General features: G+C 45.6%; 15 protein-coding genes. 7 read left to right on the top strand and 8 right to left on the bottom strand.

Features of this window, described 5'->3' with window-relative positions; genetic code table 11:
* Positions 1-230: 230 nt before the first annotated feature.
* Positions 231-2,795 carry an acylase gene (locus HGO26_RS09605; RefSeq protein ID WP_168824838.1) on the bottom strand — a complete coding sequence of 855 codons (2,565 nt, stop codon included), beginning with the start codon at positions 2,793-2,795 and terminating at the stop codon, positions 231-233.
* Between the two features lie 258 nt (positions 2,796-3,053).
* On the opposite strand from HGO26_RS09605, the gene yjjX reads away from it, so the two are divergent.
* The 3 genes from yjjX (at position 3,054) to HGO26_RS09590 (ending at position 7,369) form a co-directional block, all read left to right on the top strand.
* On the top strand, positions 3,054-3,617 hold the full coding sequence (yjjX, locus tag HGO26_RS09600) for an inosine/xanthosine triphosphatase (RefSeq protein WP_168824836.1): 564 nt from the start codon (positions 3,054-3,056) through the stop codon (positions 3,615-3,617).
* A gap of 1 nt (position 3,618) precedes the next feature.
* Positions 3,619-4,668: a bifunctional helix-turn-helix transcriptional regulator/GNAT family N-acetyltransferase gene (locus HGO26_RS09595; protein ID WP_168824834.1), complete on the top strand. Its 1,050-nt coding sequence runs from the start codon at positions 3,619-3,621 to the stop codon at positions 4,666-4,668.
* Between the two features lie 238 nt (positions 4,669-4,906).
* Complete coding sequence (locus tag HGO26_RS09590; RefSeq protein WP_168824832.1) at positions 4,907-7,369, top strand: ankyrin repeat domain-containing protein; 2,463 nt, start codon at positions 4,907-4,909, stop codon at positions 7,367-7,369.
* A 118-nt stretch (positions 7,370-7,487) separates the two neighbouring features.
* Here HGO26_RS09590 and HGO26_RS09585 read toward each other — a convergent pair whose 3' ends face one another.
* Positions 7,488-8,690 carry a serine hydrolase domain-containing protein gene (locus HGO26_RS09585; protein WP_168824830.1) on the bottom strand — a complete coding sequence of 401 codons (1,203 nt, stop codon included), beginning with the start codon at positions 8,688-8,690 and terminating at the stop codon, positions 7,488-7,490.
* A gap of 491 nt (positions 8,691-9,181) precedes the next feature.
* On the opposite strand from HGO26_RS09585, the gene HGO26_RS09580 reads away from it, so the two are divergent.
* Positions 9,182-9,814, top strand: a complete 633-nt coding sequence (locus HGO26_RS09580) for a hypothetical protein (RefSeq protein WP_168824828.1) — start codon at positions 9,182-9,184, stop codon at positions 9,812-9,814.
* A gap of 524 nt (positions 9,815-10,338) precedes the next feature.
* Positions 10,339-10,734, top strand: a complete 396-nt coding sequence (locus HGO26_RS09575) for a hypothetical protein (RefSeq protein WP_168824826.1) — start codon at positions 10,339-10,341, stop codon at positions 10,732-10,734.
* Positions 10,735-10,852: 118 nt separating this feature from the next.
* Here the strand turns inward: HGO26_RS09575 and nqrF are convergent, their stop codons facing one another.
* From nqrF to HGO26_RS09545, 6 genes are all read right to left on the bottom strand, one after another.
* A complete protein-coding gene (gene nqrF / locus HGO26_RS09570) occupies positions 10,853-12,070 on the bottom strand; it encodes an NADH:ubiquinone reductase (Na(+)-transporting) subunit F (RefSeq protein WP_105250115.1) in 1,218 nt (405 codons plus the stop codon).
* 77 nt (positions 12,071-12,147) lie between these two features.
* Entirely contained in the window at positions 12,148-12,756 is a 609-nt protein-coding gene (gene nqrE, locus HGO26_RS09565; protein WP_105250116.1) for an NADH:ubiquinone reductase (Na(+)-transporting) subunit E, read from the bottom strand.
* Positions 12,757-12,765: 9 nt separating this feature from the next.
* Positions 12,766-13,386 carry an NADH:ubiquinone reductase (Na(+)-transporting) subunit D gene (locus tag HGO26_RS09560; protein ID WP_028761892.1) on the bottom strand — a complete coding sequence of 207 codons (621 nt, stop codon included), beginning with the start codon at positions 13,384-13,386 and terminating at the stop codon, positions 12,766-12,768.
* Positions 13,383-14,189: a Na(+)-translocating NADH-quinone reductase subunit C gene (locus tag HGO26_RS09555; RefSeq protein ID WP_113939794.1), complete on the bottom strand. Its 807-nt coding sequence runs from the start codon at positions 14,187-14,189 to the stop codon at positions 13,383-13,385. The genes HGO26_RS09560 and HGO26_RS09555 overlap by 4 nt, the downstream gene beginning before the upstream one ends.
* Positions 14,179-15,411, bottom strand: a complete 1,233-nt coding sequence (locus tag HGO26_RS09550) for an NADH:ubiquinone reductase (Na(+)-transporting) subunit B (protein WP_028759366.1) — start codon at positions 15,409-15,411, stop codon at positions 14,179-14,181. Before HGO26_RS09550 ends, HGO26_RS09555 begins: the two co-directional genes overlap by 11 nt.
* Positions 15,411-16,784: a Na(+)-translocating NADH-quinone reductase subunit A gene (locus tag HGO26_RS09545; RefSeq protein ID WP_105250119.1), complete on the bottom strand. Its 1,374-nt coding sequence runs from the start codon at positions 16,782-16,784 to the stop codon at positions 15,411-15,413. The genes HGO26_RS09550 and HGO26_RS09545 overlap by 1 nt, the downstream gene beginning before the upstream one ends.
* 454 nt (positions 16,785-17,238) lie before the next feature.
* On the opposite strand from HGO26_RS09545, the gene HGO26_RS09540 reads away from it, so the two are divergent.
* A complete protein-coding gene (locus tag HGO26_RS09540; protein ID WP_168824823.1) occupies positions 17,239-18,279 on the top strand; it encodes an NADP(H)-dependent aldo-keto reductase in 1,041 nt (346 codons plus the stop codon).
* 354 nt (positions 18,280-18,633) lie between these two features.
* Positions 18,634-19,407 carry an outer membrane protein OmpV gene (gene ompV, locus HGO26_RS09535; RefSeq protein ID WP_168824821.1) on the top strand — a complete coding sequence of 258 codons (774 nt, stop codon included), beginning with the start codon at positions 18,634-18,636 and terminating at the stop codon, positions 19,405-19,407.
* Position 19,408 lies beyond the last annotated feature (1 nt).

Below are 19,408 nucleotides of genomic sequence, written 5' to 3'. Positions count from 1 at the left end.
AATCCAGTGACATTGCATAAGCGCCGAGAAAAACAGCTAACCGGGCATATGTCACAAAAATCAACAAAACGAGACGCGTCACTACACACTCGCGCCTAAGGTAGATCGAGATCACAGTCGTTAATGTTAAATTTTTACAAATCGCTATCAGTCGCAAACACGCATAAAAAACGGCTCATTCGGATTCAACTCCGAAGTGAGCCGCTAACGATTAAAGCGCAAAATCTGACTTATGGTTTTTGTAGTGTCAGCTCAGTCGTCGACACTACAGCAGGTGCTATGTCAGCCTCTTTGAACAACAAAGGACGGAAGCTTTTAGCACTCGAGTACAAGATACTTTGATCAGCAAACGCAGGCATTAAGATATTACTCGACTCAGAGTAAGTTAAAATCCCCCGCGCCACAGGCCCCTCGTCGGTAAAGTTCACCGCCATCATCCAACTTGAACCATAACGCACTTGATACCCTTTCGCCGTTAAGCCAGAACTCATCGCCTTGCCTGTGACCACATCCATCACAGCTGCGTATTTGTGCTGCGGGATCAAAGTGTCATCACCCGACAAACTGGTTGAAAACACGTTGAATCCACCTTCAGCATTATGGCTACCCGGCCAAGGTAAACGCGACCCACTTGGCGTTCCATCTGGCAGAGATTTCTCCACAAATTGCACATCCCCCAATGGCGCATCTAAGGCAAAGCCTGCGGCCTCAAGGTTAAGCGCACTGTGAGCCAAGGCCTTTAAGGCACTACCATCCGTAGTCAAGGTTTTAGGTGTCGTTGCCGCATTAGCGGGATCGAATCCTTGGGTCAACATGGTTGTTTGGCTGAATAGATGGGCAAATTCACGTAGTAAAGCACCACCTTTACTGTCGTTATCTTGCTTACCGTTCCACGCCTTTAATGCCGCACAAGCCGAAGAGATATCCTTAGATAAACTCGCCGACACCACCACAGGTGTACTGCCTTGGGCATCACACTGGGCAATCAAGTCAGGCAGCACTAACTCGGCGAGATAACTGCGATTCGACAGCACAGCCGCTTCGAGTTCTTCCAAGCTGAACTTGCCATCAGCCCCCGCGGCGTCCTGCATTAAACTCAAGCCCATCCGTGTACGTAGTGATAGCTGTCCAGCCTCTGCGCCGTACATAGGCGAGAAGTAAGTCAGCGGTTCATTCAAGTTGGTCGACCAAAAGGAGTCATTGGAGTTTTGCACAAAGTCGCTGCGCTCAAGCTTGGGCGCACGTTCATAGGGCGTAGGACCATCGAAGCTAAACAACGAAGTGTTACCGGGTAAAATCGTAAATCCGGCTTTTGCCTTAGCCGCTTTAATATCCGGTGAGGTTTTTAACAACACGACTGCAGATTCGGATAATCCTGGTACAGTTGAGTCGTCGATATAAAAAGCATTGCCCTCTTTATCGGCGTACATAGTGTTATTGAAGATTACACCATCGTAGTCCTTAAATGCCTGTTGGAACTCTTCTTTGTTCGTCGCCATGTTCATGGCTAACCAATGGTCAACAGGGTCCATAGTGCCCATATTGGCATCTTGGATCATAAAGGCACTGCCATCATCCCAACCAAAAGGCGCTAAAGCGGGAGGAGCTTCGACCATAGGGCCTTTGGCCGTAGTATAAATATCTTTCTCGGCGACCAGCATGCCCGCAGGACCTGCATTCACTAGAACCGATACTGTCTCTTTGGTGATCGGCATAGGTTTACCATCAAACAAATACTGCATCCGATCACCTGAGACTAACTCAAGGTTATACATCACAAAATGCTCAGCGGTAGAGAAGGTATGAGTCCAAGCGAGATCTTTATTGAAACCAATATTAATCGGTCCAGGCATACCCACTAACGAGCCGCCCATCATATCTAAATGCCCTGGGATCGTAATATGGGATTGCCAAAAACGCAGGTTACCCGTATGCGGGAAATGCGGATTACCTAGCACCATGCCCTTACCATTTTCAGTTTTATCCTTGCCTAAACCCCAACCATTTGAACCTAAATCGCGGGGATTAGTCTCTGGTGTCGTGATACGAGCCGCGCGGGCAATCAACTTAGACTGCATATCGGCCACAAACGCAGTTTGGTCTTGGCTAGGCGCAGGCCCAACGATACGCGGCATGTATTCCTGTGCATCTCCTGGGTTAGCGTAAAAAATCAGATCGAGAAAGTTAGCTGCGCCCGGTAATAAGGCGATAGAAAACAAATAAGTCACCACATCTTCTGGCACTATGGGTTTCACCCAAGGCTGACCGCCACAGAAAGGTTCTGCCGTTTGTGTGCCCGCTTCGACATCAGCAAGATATTGGTTATAACCAGAGGTAAAACCTTGGATAAGTGCCCGAGAGTTTTCACTAAATTTCGGCCATTTTTCTTCGGCTTGCGCTCTGATCTTTAACGCTTTATAGGCAAAATCTGAGATAAGGTTACCATTATCTTCCGCCGTAGGTTGACCCGTAGTGAAGTCAATCGACGCATGGGGGCCAAAGTACATAGAACGCTGTGAGTTCGCCTTGATAAAACCATCGGCTAATACACATAAGTTGTCCTGTGCCTGCGCATAACCGCTACCAAAACCTAAACTTTCTAAGTTGTCAGCTTGGATATGCGGCACGCCATAGGTCGTACGGCGAATACTGGCTTTGAGTAAACCATTGGGGGCAAAAGCTTGCAGTTGAGTTTCAGGTTCGGTAGGCGTAGTGCTATCTTCGCTATCGTTACAGCCAGTCAGTATTACACCGCAGGCCATTCCCATAGCAATCACGAGTTTGTTGAATTTCATTATTATTATCTCTTGGTTTTGGTTCCTTCAATGACATAGCCTTACTGCCTATTCCAGCCCAAATTACTGAAGGAGCAATAGTTGCATGTCGCTTCCTAGTCCCTAAGGCTGGCTATTGCCTCCCCTACTGTTGGCTTTTTTACTGAGCTTCGCCGACGACTGTGGCAGAATAGAAAACCCAAACGCTTAGACACCTCAGACCATTTAAGCAATGATTCAAACGAGCGTCCACATTAAAATCCAAAATAAATAACTTATATGCAACAAAACATTATTAAGATAAAAGTGGGTTCTAAAAACCCTGTAAAAATCAACGCGGCAACTAATGCCATGGCACAACTGTTCCCTGACAGCATTATAGAAGCCTGCGGTATGGATGCGCCTTCAGGTGTTGCGGCGCAGCCAATGACAGATCTCGACACTCGCCAAGGGGCGATCAATCGGGTGCGCTATTGTCAACAGCAGGACCCGCAAGAGACTAAAGCCGACTACTATTTTGCGATGGAAGGCGGTGTCGATTGTTTCGACTTTGGCCCAGCCACATTCGCCTATATCGCTATTGGCCATAAAGACCAGCTTGCCATTGGCCGCAGTGCAATTTTACCTTTACCAATGCAAGTTTATCGGGCATTAGAAGCGGGAGAAGAACTCGGGGATGTCATGGATAGGTTGTTCAATACAATCAATATTAAGCAAAAAGGCGGTGCCATAGGTTTACTAACCCACGGCCATGCGACCCGTGAAAGTAATTACACCCAAGCGATTATTCTCGCCATGGCGCCATTATTGAATCCTGATATTTACACAGCAGATTGTTATTAATATGTTGCAAGAGGAGTTAAAGCCCGCTAACTTAGTTGTGACATGCAACCAAACCTATTCGACTATGGCTCAAACAGACGCACCATTGGCTCAAGATCCTGCGAAGCCTGTGACTCAAACTAAGCAAACGACTGAGCCAGGCTCATCCACCCAACTCAGGCATTTGTCTCGCTATCTGGTGAGAAATTTAGGCATGCTCAACGCCGCCTTTGGGGATTTACCCCTTTCGCCCGTGCAAGCCCATGCCCTGTTTGAGATAGGCAAGCAGCCCCTGACCATCAAAGAGCTTGCAAGCAAACTCAGCATTGATAAGTCCAATGCGAGCCGCGCTATCAAGCATTTGATCGATAAACATCTTGCCCAGAGTCAGGTGCACCCACGGGACAGTCGCTGCTTAGTTGTGCAACTGACACCTGCGGGTAAGAAATTACTCGTTAAATTGGATACTCAGCAGAATCAATTATTCCAAGGGATCTTAGCCCAACTGACTCCATTGCAAACTTCACAAATCGAAGAGGCCCTCGTGTTATATAACCAAGCCGTACATAACGCCAAGCAGCAAAGTGGTTGTCACATTCGCCAAGCCACAGCCCAAGATGATGCCGCAATTGCCAAAGTCATCCGCGATGTTTCGGCCGAATACGGCTTAACCGCAGATAAAGGCTATAGTGTGGCGGACCCGACCTTAGATTGCCTAAGCCAGATTTACTCCCAAGCGGGCGCCAACTATTGGATTATTGAATTAGAGGGCCGCATTTTAGGCGGCGCCGGTATTGCGCCTTTAGCTAACAATGATGGCGTCTGCGAACTACAAAAAATGTACTTTATGCCAGAAATCCGCGGCAAAGGACTCGCAAAACGCGTAGCGTTAATGGCACTCGATTTCGCCCGCGAAACGGGTTATCAAAGCTGCTATTTAGAAACCACCGCTGTACTAAATGAAGCCGTAAAACTCTATGAGAAATTAGGCTTTGTACATCTGTCAGCTCCCCTAGGGAACACAGGCCACGACGCCTGCGAAATGCCGATGCAGCTAGATCTTAATCAATAGGATATGAAGCAGAATTCCAATCAAAGTAACAATGCCAAACAGCCATGATTAAACTTGTTTGGCATTATCAATTTGTATCAGCAAATGTTATTCAGCAAGATGATTTTAATTATCAGTCTTAGGGCATAGTTTTTCTTAACTTAAATGCATTAAAATATGGCAATTTACCTCACTCAATTTTTAATAAATTGAAAGGTGTTTGATACCATTTTGTTAACGGCATTAAATAGGGAACATTATGCTCAGTTGGATTTTTAGTGATAAGAAACTCACACTTCGGGAAATATGCCTAGATAACACGCTTTCGACCTCGGCTAAAATAAATAAAGTTGATCAATTTCTTGCCGATAGTGGAGATCTCAACTTTATTGATCTCAATGTTTCGCCCTGCAATATATTAGTTCCACTATCTTGCAGTCCTCAGTCCGATTTAGTGCTTATAAAATACTTGCTCAGCAAAGGCGCTAAAATCGAATGTAATGGTTTCAGTGCCTTGCATTCGGCTATTGAATATAACAACTCAGAACTCGTTACCCTATACCTAGACTCTAGTGCCAATCTTTACTTTCAAAATCAATATAATAATTGCTGGCTCAACTATCTATTTCATCCTAATCCGCAATATATCTATCAAGACCATCAACGTAGAGACATGATCGATATTCTACTTGCAGCTAACTTAGATATCAATAAACCGGTGAGTTTTTGGACCAATGGTGAATTAAATCACCCGCTAGAAATATTATATGATGAACGCAATAGAGATCTGTTCCTGCATATCATTAATAAAGATATCCCATTAGATATTGGCAAATTAAGCCTAATTGAAAACATTATTTCTTCGAGCGAATTTTGGGGAGTAGAAACATTTTCTCCCTTGGTTAAACGCTTCCCTGCATTTAAAAAGTCACGCTATATTATGGCCAACGATAGCAGCTTCTGGGATGATGCTAATTTACTCGAACTATGCGTTTACGCTAAAGCGCAAGACTACACTGAATACCTGTTAGACCATTATCCGCAGCTCAAAGCCGATTCTCACGCCAAAAGTTTGGTCTATGCGGCATTGACCTCAGAATTTGACCTTAGGATTATCGAAAAACTGATTAAGGCCACCGTCGATATCAATCGCATCTATAGGATGACACCGCCTGATGCCGACCATTCACCCTTGCTCAACCAATATATTAATAATGCCCAATTTACCGATCCGAATAAACGGAGTTACATCTACCAAGCCCTTGAACTGTTGCTCAAATATGGCGCTAATCCAAATGCCGAATTTGTGAATACGGGTAAATCCTATGAGATGTTAGTCTGGTCGAATTTACGACTATTGGTTTATCCAATGGTCGAAAAGAAAACCTTTCTGCCCGAGTTTTTCGATCTGTTCCTGCAATATGGTATGGATATCAATAAAAAATTTGGGGCGGTGGATGAACCAACCTTACTCACTATCTGCCAGCGTGGTTCAGGGAAAGAAGATCAAGCAACGCTTATCCAAGTGATGGAATATCTGCTCACCAAGGGGCTGGATTTAAGCCTCACCAATATCTACAACACTAACTATGTGTCTGCGGCGGCCATCTCCTGTCGAAGCCAACTACTTGAATGGCTCATTCACCAAGGCGGGGATATTTTTACCCATTGTGGCCACGATAATTCGCCCATTCTACACAAGGCGATTTCGACCTACTGGTGGGATGAAATTACCGGCCCTATGCGGCGAAAAACCGTAGAACTCTTACTGCGCCATGGAGCAAAGTTAGAAGAATTCTCGGTGGATGAGCAATTTACGCCATTAATGTGCTCCAGTTACTACGGCGCGCAGTCCTGCGTAGAGGCGCTACTCGAACATGGCGCCAACCCCAATGCCATCAATGGTGAAGACACCACTCCTGCCCTTTGCGCTGTGATAGGCGGCAGTTCAATCGAGTTCCCCCGCTTTGAATCAACGGCGGTGCGGATCTTAAGACTTTTGCAGCAATATGGCGCCGACTTAACCGTGACCAATAGCTTAGGCAATAGCCCGCTAATAGCGGCTATTGAGCAAGAATATAAAGAGATTTTCGAAGCGCTGCTGCAAATAGCCTCCTACAGTGAAACTCAGCTTGAGCAAGCACTCAGCAAAGCCCTGCCGCAAAGCTATTTCCAGCGCCGCCTGCTACAAACACTGGGGCGCGAGATACCGCCAGCCCCCACAACCATAGCCCACAATCGCGCAATACCAGCAACAGCTTCGAGCAATGCCGATCCTATGACGGCCAATCCGCAAGCATCTGAGGTGAATGTGACACCTGCGCCCGTCAAGCAAACCAAATTAGAGGTGAGTAATGCGGCGGCAAATCGAGATCAAATCCCAACGCTATTCGATCTCAAAACCAAAGTGCAGAGCTTTTTTAAACTGATCGCCACCGATCCGACGATCACAGTTGAACAACTCAATTCGGTGAGAGTCCTTATTGATCAATTGATAGAAAAACTCGACAACTTTAGCTTTTTCCGCAATCAAGCGACAAAGGCCGAATTTGAGGAAGGTGTTCAGGAATATATCGATGAAACCGTCGAAGAAATTAACGGAATTATCGAGGATGATTATCCAGCGCTTACCGAAGCCTTAGTCGATTCAGTTTGGACGATTTTGCAGTACTTTAGGGTTGAGATTGATATCGAGACCGCACTTAGAAAGCGCTTTTGGTAACGATTAGCACCTTAACTGCCAACGAGTACCAAGCATAAAGCCCTAACTTTGGGGCTTTATGCTTTCGAGACTCACACCATCTGACTTAGCCGCCTATTAGCCAACATAATGGAGAGACTTAAGGCTTAACATTAGACGCTTTAGCAAGCAGTAACTGGCTACGAATGATTTGACGTATCTGATTATGCAGTTCAAATACTCGAGCGCGATCATTAAGATTTAGCGATAGATTTTCCAGCATCACCAGATCCAAATTAAATTCGGGATAATGCAGTGTCATCGACATATAGCCAGATAAATAGCCCGTATGACTGTATTCGACGAGACCATCGTCCTTATTGATCCTCACCCCATAGCCATAGCGCATATTCGGCCATAAGAATTGGATCTCGGTATACGCCATAGTCATACGTTGATAACTCTCTGCGCTCATCAACTTGCCAGAATGTAATAGATGCTGAAAGGCGGCATAAGCTGGCGCTGAAGCAATTAATCCCCCTGCGGGCAACAAAGCTTCATCAAGCACTAAGTCAGCAGGGGCAATCACCTCGCTTTCCTGTAAACCTACGGCGAGTGAAGGCACTTTGACGTGAATCGCCTCAATACTGCCAAGCTCAGCACTCAGGCCATTAAGCTGGTATCGAGTTGCAAACTGCGCCACTTGCTCGGCAAAGGATTGGTGATTGACCTTCTCAAGCACTTGCCCTAAAAGTGAATAACCGAAGTTGGAGTATTCAAATTGGCTTCCCGGCTCGAATCGATTGGCCTTACCCAGTTTATCGACACCCGATGTATGCGTCAGCAGTTGGTGTAGCGTAATCCGCTCATCATATCGACTGGGATTAAGTGCATCCGCACTTGGATTTACACCTGCATCCATGCCTTTTAGCGCCTTATTATTCCCTTCAGCATCACCAAAAAGATAATGATTAAGCGATAGGTTTAAGTCGAGTTTCCCCGCATCGACGGCCTGCAATATCAAGGTTGCAGTAATCTGCTTAGAGAGCGATGCCATCACAAAGCGCGAATCTTGACTAATGCCTTCGCCCTTTTGCAGTTCAAGCTGCGGCTTGCCCTGCTCAAGCAGGATAACACTGCCACTAAATGGCTGCGGCGAATCCTTTATCGCGGTTTGGATTAAAGTCTTGATCTCCGCCACCTTCGATACTGAAGATGCGGTTTGGCTTTCAACGGCAATAGAGTTACTGCCTTGCCCGATTTGCTCTTGTTCAGCACCTGTTTCTAATAACAGACCAAAACTGTTGGCACTTGGGAATAATAAAAAACCAGTCAACAGGGTACTGATAACACTCAAACGCATTGGTTATCCTTAACGTAATTAACAAATAATGCTGCCTTTTAGAAAGCGGCAAGCTTATCACAAGGTCGTGTTAAGTGTTGTTATGTTTAAGGTTTAGAGTGCCAGAAATAACTTAGACTTTAACCGAGAGTTGGATTATATGCCAAGACTCACGCACTCTTTATTAAATCAAGAGCTCTATTCGCCCTGCGGTAACTCCGAGGGGATTGTGCATCCCTTGAACTCAGGTGTTATTGGTAAATTATTAAGGAATTAAACTTATACCAGTCAGATTTTCCCTAAGTAATATATCGATAAAGCTATCAAAGGAGAACTACAATATAATCGATGTGTATCCTTAATTAACAGGAGCATTAGGGTAAGCTGTTGGGATTATTTTGCATTCTATTATAGGGCTTGAAGAATTAACGTAATAAACCAAAATAATAGGACGTATGATATACCGCGATCCCTATTAGTAGAGAAACCTAACCTTTTAACAAAGGAGTAATATGAAAGAATTAGAAAAGTATCTTGATCTCGTGAAGTACGATTATGACCCAGAGTGGCAAGGTATTGATATTGCTGGAGATCTAAAGCCACGTGACTACTTCATTTTTGCAATTAAGGATCTTGAGGGAACTCTAGACAATCACTCTTCGATTAATGCGCTGTTAAATGCAAAGAGAGCATTGCATTATCAAGTTGATCTTTTAGTCGATACATACGGTTACAAAAGTCACACCAACAAAAATGCGTTTCCAGCTAAGCTTGAATACTGCAAAAAATGCGGAATAGTCAGCCCTCGAGTATTAAACAAGTTAAACAAAATAAGAAACGAAGTCGAGCACAATTATGCCATACCAACTGAAACTGAAGTCAATGATTTCATAGATGTTGTCGAGTTATTCCTTGCTGCAACAGATCGTTTCTTTTATCGCCTTCCTGATAATATTGTGTTTCCTGGATTAGATGAAAAAAATAGTGATGAATTCAGTGACATATATAACATTAAACTTATCAAGAATTTAGGACAAGTTATCATTGCAAGACAAGTAAACGACAACGAACAGTATGAGACGATTAAGGCTCCAGATGAAAGATTTTTCATATGGATTAGTTTTTTGAATAGATGTACCCAGTAACATAAAAAAGAATTTATCAAACCAAAAGATGGGATAAGCATAACTCTTTCAGGATTAACTGCCGACACCTAGACAGCAGAAGTTCACCTTCCCCTACGAAGTTGCTGAAGGGTGTTGAAGAAAATCGCGTGACGCAGACAGGACGTCTGCGTAGTTTTCGGGGGGAATGGACGCCCCATCGGAAGCGTTAGCGATTTTCGAATATGCACGAAGCCAGTATTCAATGGATGTAACTTTGCTAGGGGCGTCTTGGAGCATCCAAGGAGGATAGGACGAGCAGTCTTCCTTGTTCGGGTGTGGGGTGAAGCCCCACGACTTTAACTTTAACAACTCAAAAATTATACCCACTGAATAGCACTACCCAGATAGCAAAATCATTCACGAATGTTGACACCCACTCGGCACCTATCCTTAAAGCGATCTCAATCACTATTCACTTGAACGTAAGCCGAAAGCAGATTATGTTGTTGATTTTAAATGACTGGTAAAATTGTCGATTTGATTATCTGTTCTAAGGAGAGAGCATGTTCTTTACATTACTGATTATTACATTTGCACTATCTATAACCGTTTCATTTCTGGTTGTTTCGATTTTCAAAAGACCACTAGGAGAAATATTTTCTCGAATAATTCAAGATTCAATCAGTGCCGCTTGGCAAAAATATATTATTTTTGCCACATACGTTGTGGGTATTTCTGGTGGAGTTAGAATTTATGATTTAGAACGCTACATTACCGCTCGACATAAAGATGTTGAAATTCTACAGCTAACTCTAGAACGTTGGACTATTGAGATATATCGAACAATTATTGAAACTTTGCAAAGTATCGCATGGATGTACCTCATCGTATTCATATTTGCCCTTATCGCATATGTCATTGTTAGAGGCTTTGAACTTAAAAACGCTAACAAGCAATAAACAAAACTCGCGTTAAGTTGCCTTAACGCGAGTTATGAGTTTCAAGCTTTAACCGCTAATTGAAGCTCTGATTAAGCTCAGATTAAGCTCAGATTAAGCTCTAGCTTAAGTTTAACGGCTAATCACCAAAGTCATCGAGTAGGATGTTTTCTGGTTCAACGCCTAGGCTTTCAAGCATCTTAATCACTGAAGAGTTCATGATTGGAGGACCACACATGTAGTACTCGCAGTCTTCTGGTGCCTTATGATTTTTAAGATAATTCTCATAAATCACATTATGAATAAAGCCAGTGTAGCCAGTCCAATTATCCTCAGGCAATGGCTCAGATAACGCCACATGCCAAACGAAGTTGTCATTCTCGGCCGCTAGGGCATCGAAATCCGCTTGGTAAAACACTTCACGGGTCGAACGAGCACCGTACCAGAAGCTCATTTTACGTGTGGTTTTCTTACTCTTAAGCTGATCGAAAATGTGTGAACGCATAGGTGCCATGCCCGCACCGCCGCCGATGAACACCATTTCCGCATCGGTTTCCTTCACAAAGAACTCTCCGAATGGCCCAGAAATCGTCACTGTATCGCCCGCTTTCAAGTTGAAGATGTAAGATGACATCTTGCCCGCTGGCACATTGGCCGATGGCGGCGTCGCAATCCGCACGTTCAGCATAATGCGACCCTTTTCATCGGGATAGTTGGCCATAGAGTAAGCGCGCAACACTTCTTCATTAACGGTAGAGACAATGTCAAACAGACCGTATTTGTCCCAATCGCCACGGTATTTTTCAGGAATATCAAAGTCAGCGTATTTCACCACATGGGCTGGCGCTTCAATTTGAATATAACCCCCCGCTTTAAAGCGAACATCTTCACCTTCGGGTAACTCAAGCAATAACTCCTTGATAAAAGTCGCCTTGTTATCATTAGAGATCACCTGACATTGCCACTTCTTCACCCCAAAGATTTCTTCGTCGAGCTCAAGTTCCATATCGGTTTTCACTGAGACTTGGCAGGCGAGACGACAACCTTCTTTAGCCTCTTTCTTAGTGATATGGCCCATTTCAGTCGGCAGAATGTCACCGCCGCCCGATTTGATTTTCACTCGGCACTGACCACAGGTTCCGCCGCCACCACAGGCAGACGGAATAAAAATACTCTGACTCGCCAAAGCGCCGAGTAACTTGTCACCCGCGGCAACTTGAATGCTTTTTTCGGCATCTTCGTTGATGCTGATAGTCACTTCACCCGTAGCCACTAATTTCTTTTTGGCGATTAGAATCACTATCACCAATAGACAGACCACTAGCGTGAACATGCCTATGCCAATTGCCATTTCCATCGTATTACCCTTTTCTAGCTCTTTTCTAAAAAGAATCTGGTTTCACTTTCTCAATTCTTGGCTCGCCTACTGTAGCTCTACAGCGAGATCCCTGAGAAAGACATAAAGCCCAGCGCCATCAAGCCTGTAGTAATAAAGGTGATACCAATACCTTGTAAGCCTTCGGGAATCGCGTTGAATTTCATTCTTTCGCGCAGTCCCGCCAGCAGTACAATCGCCACCGCCCAACCAAGACCCGAGCCCATAGCAAACACCACTGACTCACCGAAGTTGTAATCACGGTTCGCCATAAAGATCACCCCGGCAAAAATCGCGCAGTTCACTGTGAGCAAAGGTAAAAAGATCCCAAGGGAGTCATACAGGCTAGGAATGTACTTATCCAAAAACATTTCAAGGATTTGCACTAACGCCGCAATCACACCAATGAAAGTGATCAGTTGCAGGTAACTTAAATCGATACCGGGTAATCCCGCCCAAGACAGTGCGCCAGGTGCGAGCACTTTGACGTAAATCAGTTGGTTTAACGGCACGGCTAAGGTCATCACCACAATCACAGCGACACCTAGACCAAAGGCGGTTGACACCTTTTTAGACACGGCCAAGAAAGTACACATACCCAAGAAGAACGACAGCGCCATGTTGTCGATAAAAGTGGCCTGCAAAAATAGATTTATATAGTGTTCCATATCTGCTCCTTAACCCCGTTTCCGCTGGATCACATTGATAGTCCAGATCAACACACCAATCAGGAAGAAGGCGCTCGGTGGTAACTTGAACATCTCGTTTGGCAAGTACCAGCCGCCGTTTTCGATGGTGGTGAACACAGGGTGACCGAATAAATTACCCGTCCCTAACAGCTCGCGTACAAAGGCGACGCTGATCAAAATCAAGCCATAACCCGTCGCATTACCAAGCGCATCGACGACCGCTAAATGCGGTGGATACTTCATGGCGAAGGCTTCTGCACGGCCCATGATGATACAGTTAGTGATAATTAACCCAACGAATACAGAAAGTTGCTTAGATAACTCATAGGCCACATCCTGCAGAACCATGTCGACGATAATCACCAAGGAGGCGATAACCGTCATCTGCGCGATAATCCGCACACTGGTCGGGATAAAGTTACGGATGGCAGAGATAATCAGGTTAGAAAACACCAACACAAAGGTCACTGCCAGTGTCATCACCACAGCGGTTTGCATTGAATTACTGACCGCCAATGCCGAACATACGCCCAGCACTTGCATTGCGACGGGGTTATTGGCAAACACTGGCCCCGTTAACATGTCACGCATGGATAAAGTGTTGCTCATTTTGCCTCTCCCAACTCACCTTGCAATTCACCCTGCGCTGCCGACGCTTTCAGCTGGTTGAAGAAGGTTTGAAAACCTTCAACGCCAAACCAAAACTCCATTGCGCGTTGCACGCCGCGGCCCGTCATGGTCGCGCCACTTACCGCATCCACACCGTGAAGATCGCCTTCTTTAACGCCACCCTTTACAAGACGTATCGCAAATTTGCCTTTTTCATCAAATAATTGCTTACCCTTCCACAACGATAACCAATGGGGATCGGTCACAAAGTCGCCGATACCAGGGGTTTCACCGTGCTCGTACACGACGAGCCCTTTAATGGTGTTGAAATCGGGTTCAACCGCCACATAACCGTAGATCATCGACCACAGACCTTTGCCATAGAAAGGCACAACCACGCTGTCTAACTTGCCGTTGGCATCGAGCACTTTAAACACGCGGGCATCGTTCGCACGGGTTTTAATCTTGGCGATATCTTTTTTCGGCGCACTTGAAGTCTCAGGATTAATTGCCGCCATACGCTCATCGAAATCGAGGACGTTAGCGTCTGAGTCCACCTTACCTGTGTCAAGATTGATCAATAATGGCTTAACAGATTTAGCAAAAATCTCTCTAAACTCATTGTCCTGACCTAAGTTCACATCGGCGGCCATCAACACATAGCGCTGCACTTCGTCACGTTTTTTGGCGACTTTACGTTCTTTCAATATGCCTGCTGTGCCTGTGATCATAAAAGAGCACAGGAGGCAGAGCGTGATGGTGAAGATCATGGTCCCCACCACAGTATCTTTCTTAAATACCATGACGTTTTAATCTCCGTTTGATGTTGGCGCGGGCCACCAGATAATCGAATAGCGGCGCCCAAAGGTTGGCGAACAGAATGGCTAACATCACGCCCTCAGGCATTTTGGGGTTAGCAACACGGATAAGCACAGTCATAAAACCAATCAAAGCACCGTAGGCAAACTTGCCTTGACGAGTGTACGAAGTGGTCACAGGATCGGTGGCCATAAACATCATTGCTAGCGCAAAACCGCCAGTGACAAGATGCCAAGTCCACGGCATTGCCATCATTTGATTGCTGCTAGAACCGATGTAATTACACAGCGTTGCTGTCGCTATCATGCCCAGCAACACACCGAGCACAATGCGCCAATCCGCTAAGCGGCTGATCAGCAATAATGAACCGCCGATCAAAATCGCTAAGGTGCTGGTTTCGCCAATCGCGCCCACGGTAAAGCCAAAAAAGTTGTTCCACCAGTTAGGATCGCTAAAGGCGCTAAACCAAGAGTAATCGGCAAAACTCAACTTGCCCGCTGCAGTTTGTGCCAGCGCTGTTGCACCAGAGAAACCATCAACGGCAACGAGCTGTTTAATGGTTGAAACTTCAGATGGATAGGCGAAGTAGATAAAAGCCAAGCCCGCCAGCGCAGGGTTAAGGAAGTTATATCCCATGCCACCAAATAGCTCTTTAGCCACGACCACACCAAAGGAAATCCCCATGGCCACCAGCCACAACGGTGTCGATACTGGCAAGATTAAGGTAAACAGCAGGGCCGTCACGAAGAAGCCTTCGTGCAACTCTTGACCACGAACCCGCGCAAACACCACTTCCCAAAACAAACTGGTGAGCAGTGCTGTCAGGTAAATCGGCAGATAAAAACTAAGACCATAGAGGAATAAACCTAATATCCCAGTGTCTTGGCTAAGGCTGCCAAACAGGGTATTAAAGATTTCTAACTTCCAAATATCTGGCGTCGATAATCCTCCCGCGAGCGCAAGCTGTGCCTGTAGGCCAATGTTATATAGACCGAATAAAATGGCGGGCAGTAAACACAAACCGACTAGCGTCATGGTACGTTTCACGTCAATCGCGTCACGCACATGCACTTGGCCCTTAGTGCTACGACCGTTGGCAATGACGAGTGAGCGCAAAAAGCCCTTCATCGACTTACCCGTTGCGTAGTACTCTTGTTGTAAATCAGAGGCGTCCTGTAAATCAGGTTTTTTCACTTGTTTGGTCATTAACCTTCCCTCTCAATAACATCTAGACAGGCACGTAATTCTTTACCAAAGTCATATTTGCCGGGACATACGAAGGTACACAGCGCCAGATCTTCTTCATCTAACTCCAATGCACCTAAGGCTTGTGCCTCGTCGGTATCACGCACCACTAAGTCTCGAACGAGTAAGGTGGGTAAAATATCCAGTGGCATCACGCGATCTAACTGACCAAAAGCCATCATGGCGCGAGCTGAACCGCCCTGATGAGTCGTAAACTCGAACAATTTAGTCGCACCAAACAGACGTGATGTTACGGCACGAGTGATGGAGAATTTGTCAGAACCACCGCGCACCCAAGGGAGAACATGGTGCTGCGAATCTTCGCTCAACACTGACACTTGGTTGTGGAATCGGCCTAAAAAGTCATGTACGCCCGCCGCGGTATGGCCAGATAACACAGATCCCGATACCACGCGGTTATGGCCAGGTTTGATTTCATCACTCACTAAGGCACTTAGCTCAGCGCCCAATTGAGTGCGCAGTAAACGCGGGTTCAGCACGCTCGGGCCACCTAAGGCGACGATGCGGTCGGTATACAACTCACCGGTTTGGAATAACTTGCCGTAGGCAATCACATCTTGATAACCGATATGCCATACCTGACGCTCTAAACTCACTGGCAAAGTAAAGTGAATATGAGTGCCCACTAAACCCGCAGGATGAACACCATCAAAACGGCGCACCTCAAGTTGTGGTAATGCTTCTTTAACAATCGCTTCGCCCTTATCCTGGCACAGGTAAACCTTGCCTTCGGTTAAACGGCTCAACACCAGCAAGCCAGCTTTAAAAGCTTCGGTTTGCTCGGCGATGATCAAACGCGGATCAGCGGCCAGTGGATTAGTATCGATAGCGGTGACGAAAATACCTGCTGGCGTGCTATCGAGCGCAGGCACGCGCGAGAAAGGCCGAGTACGCAGGGCAGTCCATAGACCACTCTTCACCAACTGGTCTTGAACGGTTGGTCGAGGGAGAGCGGCGATGTCTTGATGGATATCGAAAGAAATCTGCCCATCGCGGTTTTCACCGTCATCACAACGAATGACGACTGATTGTAGAATTCGACGCTCACCGCGGTTAATCGCTACGACTTGGCCACTAGCGGGTGCAGTGAACAACACACCAGGCGTTTTTTTATCTTCAAATAGGGCTTGGCCCTTTTGAACAAAATCACCCTCTTCGACCAACATCGTCGGCTTAAGCCCAACGAACTCTTCTCCCAGAACAGCCACTTGGGATGGCTTAGCACCGAGTTCAATGACCTGTCGCGGCTCACCAACAATCGGCAAGTCGAGGCCTTTTTTGATCGTTACAATTTGGTTTGAAAAATCTGCCATCACAAATATCAACCATGAAAAATTTTTAGATAAATTTAGGGTAGAGATTTGTTAACGCAGATTCCGATATTGGCGTCACATTCCGCTGCAAATTCGTAAGTTAGATACGTAAATTTACGCAATTTTGTGACACAGATTCACATCCTTACTTGCTGTAATCTGCAAATGTAGTTTTATAACAATTTATTCATAAATACGTCATTACTGATTTAGTAGTACCTAAGGTTTACAAAAATAAGCAAAAATCTCCATTTCAGTGCAGTAAAGCGCTAAAACCGTTAAAAGAGCAACTCAGCGAACAAACTTCAGCCAATGGCATGCCTCAAAATGGGGCAGGATGGCTAAACTTGCTGGCTATTTTTAGCGCACTAACATTTCAACCTATGGTTTAACCTTTGCTTTACAGCAAAAGCTTGGTAGCCTCAAACTAAGAGAGTTTCCGTAGGAGAAATAGATGGAATACAGACGCATACCGCATTCTAATCTTGAGGTCAGTAAAATTTGTTTGGGCACTATGACTTGGGGCGAACAAAATACCCAAGCCGAAGCGTTTGCACAGCTGGACTACGCCATAGGCAATGGCATCAACTTTATCGATACGGCGGAAATGTATCCCGTACCACCTAAGCCGGAAACCCAAGGGGAAACCGAGCGTATCCTAGGGCAATATATTAAGGCCCGCGGTAACCGAGACGACTTAGTGATCGCCACTAAAATTGCCGCACCGGGGGGTAAAAGTGATTACATTCGCAAAAATATGGCGCTGGACTGGAACAACATCCACCAAGCGGTCGATGCATCTTTAGCACGCCTCCAAATAGACACTATCGACCTTTATCAAATCCATTGGCCTGACCGTAATACCAATTTCTTTGGTGAACTGTTTTACGATCAACAAGAGCATGAACATCAAACACCGATACTTGAAACCCTAGAAGCGCTCGCCGAAGTGATCCGCCAAGGTAAAGTGCGCTATATCGGTGTGTCGAACGAAACGCCTTGGGGCTTGATGAAATACCTGCAACTCGCCGAAAAACATGGTTTGCCGCGTATTGTGAGTGTGCAAAACCCCTATAACTTGCTTAATCGCAGTTTCGAAGTCGGCATGAGCGAAATCAGTCACCGCGAAAACTTGCCATTACTGGCCTATTCGCCACTGGCCTTTGGCGCCTTGACGGGAAAATATTGCAACGACCAATGGCCTGAAGGCGCGCGCCTGACCTTGTTTAAGCGTTTCGCCCGCTATACAGGTTCGCAAATGGCTCTGGAGGCTACAAAAGCCTATGTCGATTTGGCCCGCGAGTTCAAACTCACGCCCTCACAAATGGCGTTAGCTTTTGTTAACTCACGTAAGTTTGTCGGCTCCAATATCATAGGTGCCACCGACTTATATCAACTGAAAGAAAACATCGACAGTTTAAAAGTCACCTTATCGCCAGAGCTATTAGTACGATTAAACCAACTGTCCGATCAATTTAGATTACCTTGCCCTTAGCCCCTAGGCTTAGTCGGCGAGTTGTTTGAATGACTGACCAATAGCATCGGGTCAAATCCCCCTGATGCTATTGATTTCAAATAGCTTTAGAGGCATAACTTTTTACCTTTATATCACCTCATCAATGCGCTCTCTCCTCCATTCAATCAAAAGCTACCTATTACTTAGTCTTCTTTATCTTATCCCTCCGGCTTAGCAAAAGGTCATCGTCTTCAGCTCCACGAGCTCACCAGCGCCAGGCTATGCGAGAAGGCTGCAATACATGGTCTAGGTTACATTCGGATACAGAGTCCTTTTAAGAAGTGAAATATAGTGGCATCACAGTCACTAGACAGATGTCTTAAGGATCAAAAAATGAAAAAACTTTGCTTTGTAATCACAAGTGTTTTGATGTCAAGCCACGCTCTTGCTGAAAGCAATACCTACATTCGTAACGGTAATATCTATAGTCATCAAGATCAGTTCTTTGCTGGCGCAGGTGTTGCTACTGGTAGTCAGTTTTATAAGGGTCAAGATCACCAGACAGGTGCCTACCTCAATGGCGGCTACCACGGTGAAGACTTCAACGCCGATCTGTCCGGCATCAACTACCGCTTTTTAGGCACGAACGATAGTGCCGTTAATTTCAGTATCTTTGCCGTTGCCAATCCTGGCTTTGATGCCGATGATGCGGATATTTTAACGGGCATGAAGGATCGTAAATTCAGTGGCGATCTGGGTTTAAACGCCGACATTCATTTAGGAAATGGCACGCTATCAACTAAATTCCAACACGATGTCACCAATATTTATGATGGTTTTCAGGCCGATATCACCTATTACCATCCAATAAATGTAGGCTTCGGTGATCTGGTGCCTTATGCGGGTGTGCACTACTTCAGTAAAGACTTCGCAAACTACTACACAGGTGTGACATCATCTGAAGCTACGGCGCAGCGCCCTGCCTATCAAGCCGACGGCACCTTTGCCTATAAGCTAGGCTACGCTTTGGTTATTCCAGTCACTAAGCATTTAGATATTACTCAAGCCACAGGTTACTCGCACATAGGTGCCAACATGGCAGACTCTCCGCTAATAGACAGTAACAACCAGTGGGTTACTACCCTTGGCGTGAACTATAGCTTCTAAA

Source organism: Shewanella oncorhynchi (assembly GCF_012584455.1).
In the GTDB taxonomy this organism is placed as follows: Bacteria; Pseudomonadota; Gammaproteobacteria; order Enterobacterales; family Shewanellaceae; genus Shewanella; species Shewanella oncorhynchi.
The sequence above is the reverse complement of the archived record's forward strand: the minus strand, read 5'-3'. Positions and strand labels throughout refer to the sequence as shown.

What these genes read in the sequence shown, in the direction of transcription:
- HGO26_RS09605 (WP_168824838.1), bottom strand. Translation starts at nt 2,795, where the DNA reads ATGAAATTCAACAAACTCGTGATTGCTATGGGAATGGCCTGCGGTGTA.
- yjjX (WP_168824836.1), top strand. Translation starts at nt 3,054, where the DNA reads ATGCAACAAAACATTATTAAGATAAAAGTGGGTTCTAAAAACCCTGTA.
- HGO26_RS09595 (WP_168824834.1), top strand. Translation starts at nt 3,619, where the DNA reads ATGTTGCAAGAGGAGTTAAAGCCCGCTAACTTAGTTGTGACATGCAAC.
- HGO26_RS09590 (WP_168824832.1), top strand. Translation starts at nt 4,907, where the DNA reads ATGCTCAGTTGGATTTTTAGTGATAAGAAACTCACACTTCGGGAAATA.
- HGO26_RS09585 (WP_168824830.1), bottom strand. Translation starts at nt 8,690, where the DNA reads ATGCGTTTGAGTGTTATCAGTACCCTGTTGACTGGTTTTTTATTATTC.
- HGO26_RS09580 (WP_168824828.1), top strand. Translation starts at nt 9,182, where the DNA reads ATGAAAGAATTAGAAAAGTATCTTGATCTCGTGAAGTACGATTATGAC.
- HGO26_RS09575 (WP_168824826.1), top strand. Translation starts at nt 10,339, where the DNA reads ATGTTCTTTACATTACTGATTATTACATTTGCACTATCTATAACCGTT.
- nqrF (WP_105250115.1), bottom strand. Translation starts at nt 12,070, where the DNA reads ATGGAAATGGCAATTGGCATAGGCATGTTCACGCTAGTGGTCTGTCTA.
- nqrE (WP_105250116.1), bottom strand. Translation starts at nt 12,756, where the DNA reads ATGGAACACTATATAAATCTATTTTTGCAGGCCACTTTTATCGACAAC.
- HGO26_RS09560 (WP_028761892.1), bottom strand. Translation starts at nt 13,386, where the DNA reads ATGAGCAACACTTTATCCATGCGTGACATGTTAACGGGGCCAGTGTTT.
- HGO26_RS09555 (WP_113939794.1), bottom strand. Translation starts at nt 14,189, where the DNA reads ATGGTATTTAAGAAAGATACTGTGGTGGGGACCATGATCTTCACCATC.
- HGO26_RS09550 (WP_028759366.1), bottom strand. Translation starts at nt 15,411, where the DNA reads ATGACCAAACAAGTGAAAAAACCTGATTTACAGGACGCCTCTGATTTA.
- HGO26_RS09545 (WP_105250119.1), bottom strand. Translation starts at nt 16,784, where the DNA reads ATGGCAGATTTTTCAAACCAAATTGTAACGATCAAAAAAGGCCTCGAC.
- HGO26_RS09540 (WP_168824823.1), top strand. Translation starts at nt 17,239, where the DNA reads ATGGAATACAGACGCATACCGCATTCTAATCTTGAGGTCAGTAAAATT.
- ompV (WP_168824821.1), top strand. Translation starts at nt 18,634, where the DNA reads ATGAAAAAACTTTGCTTTGTAATCACAAGTGTTTTGATGTCAAGCCAC.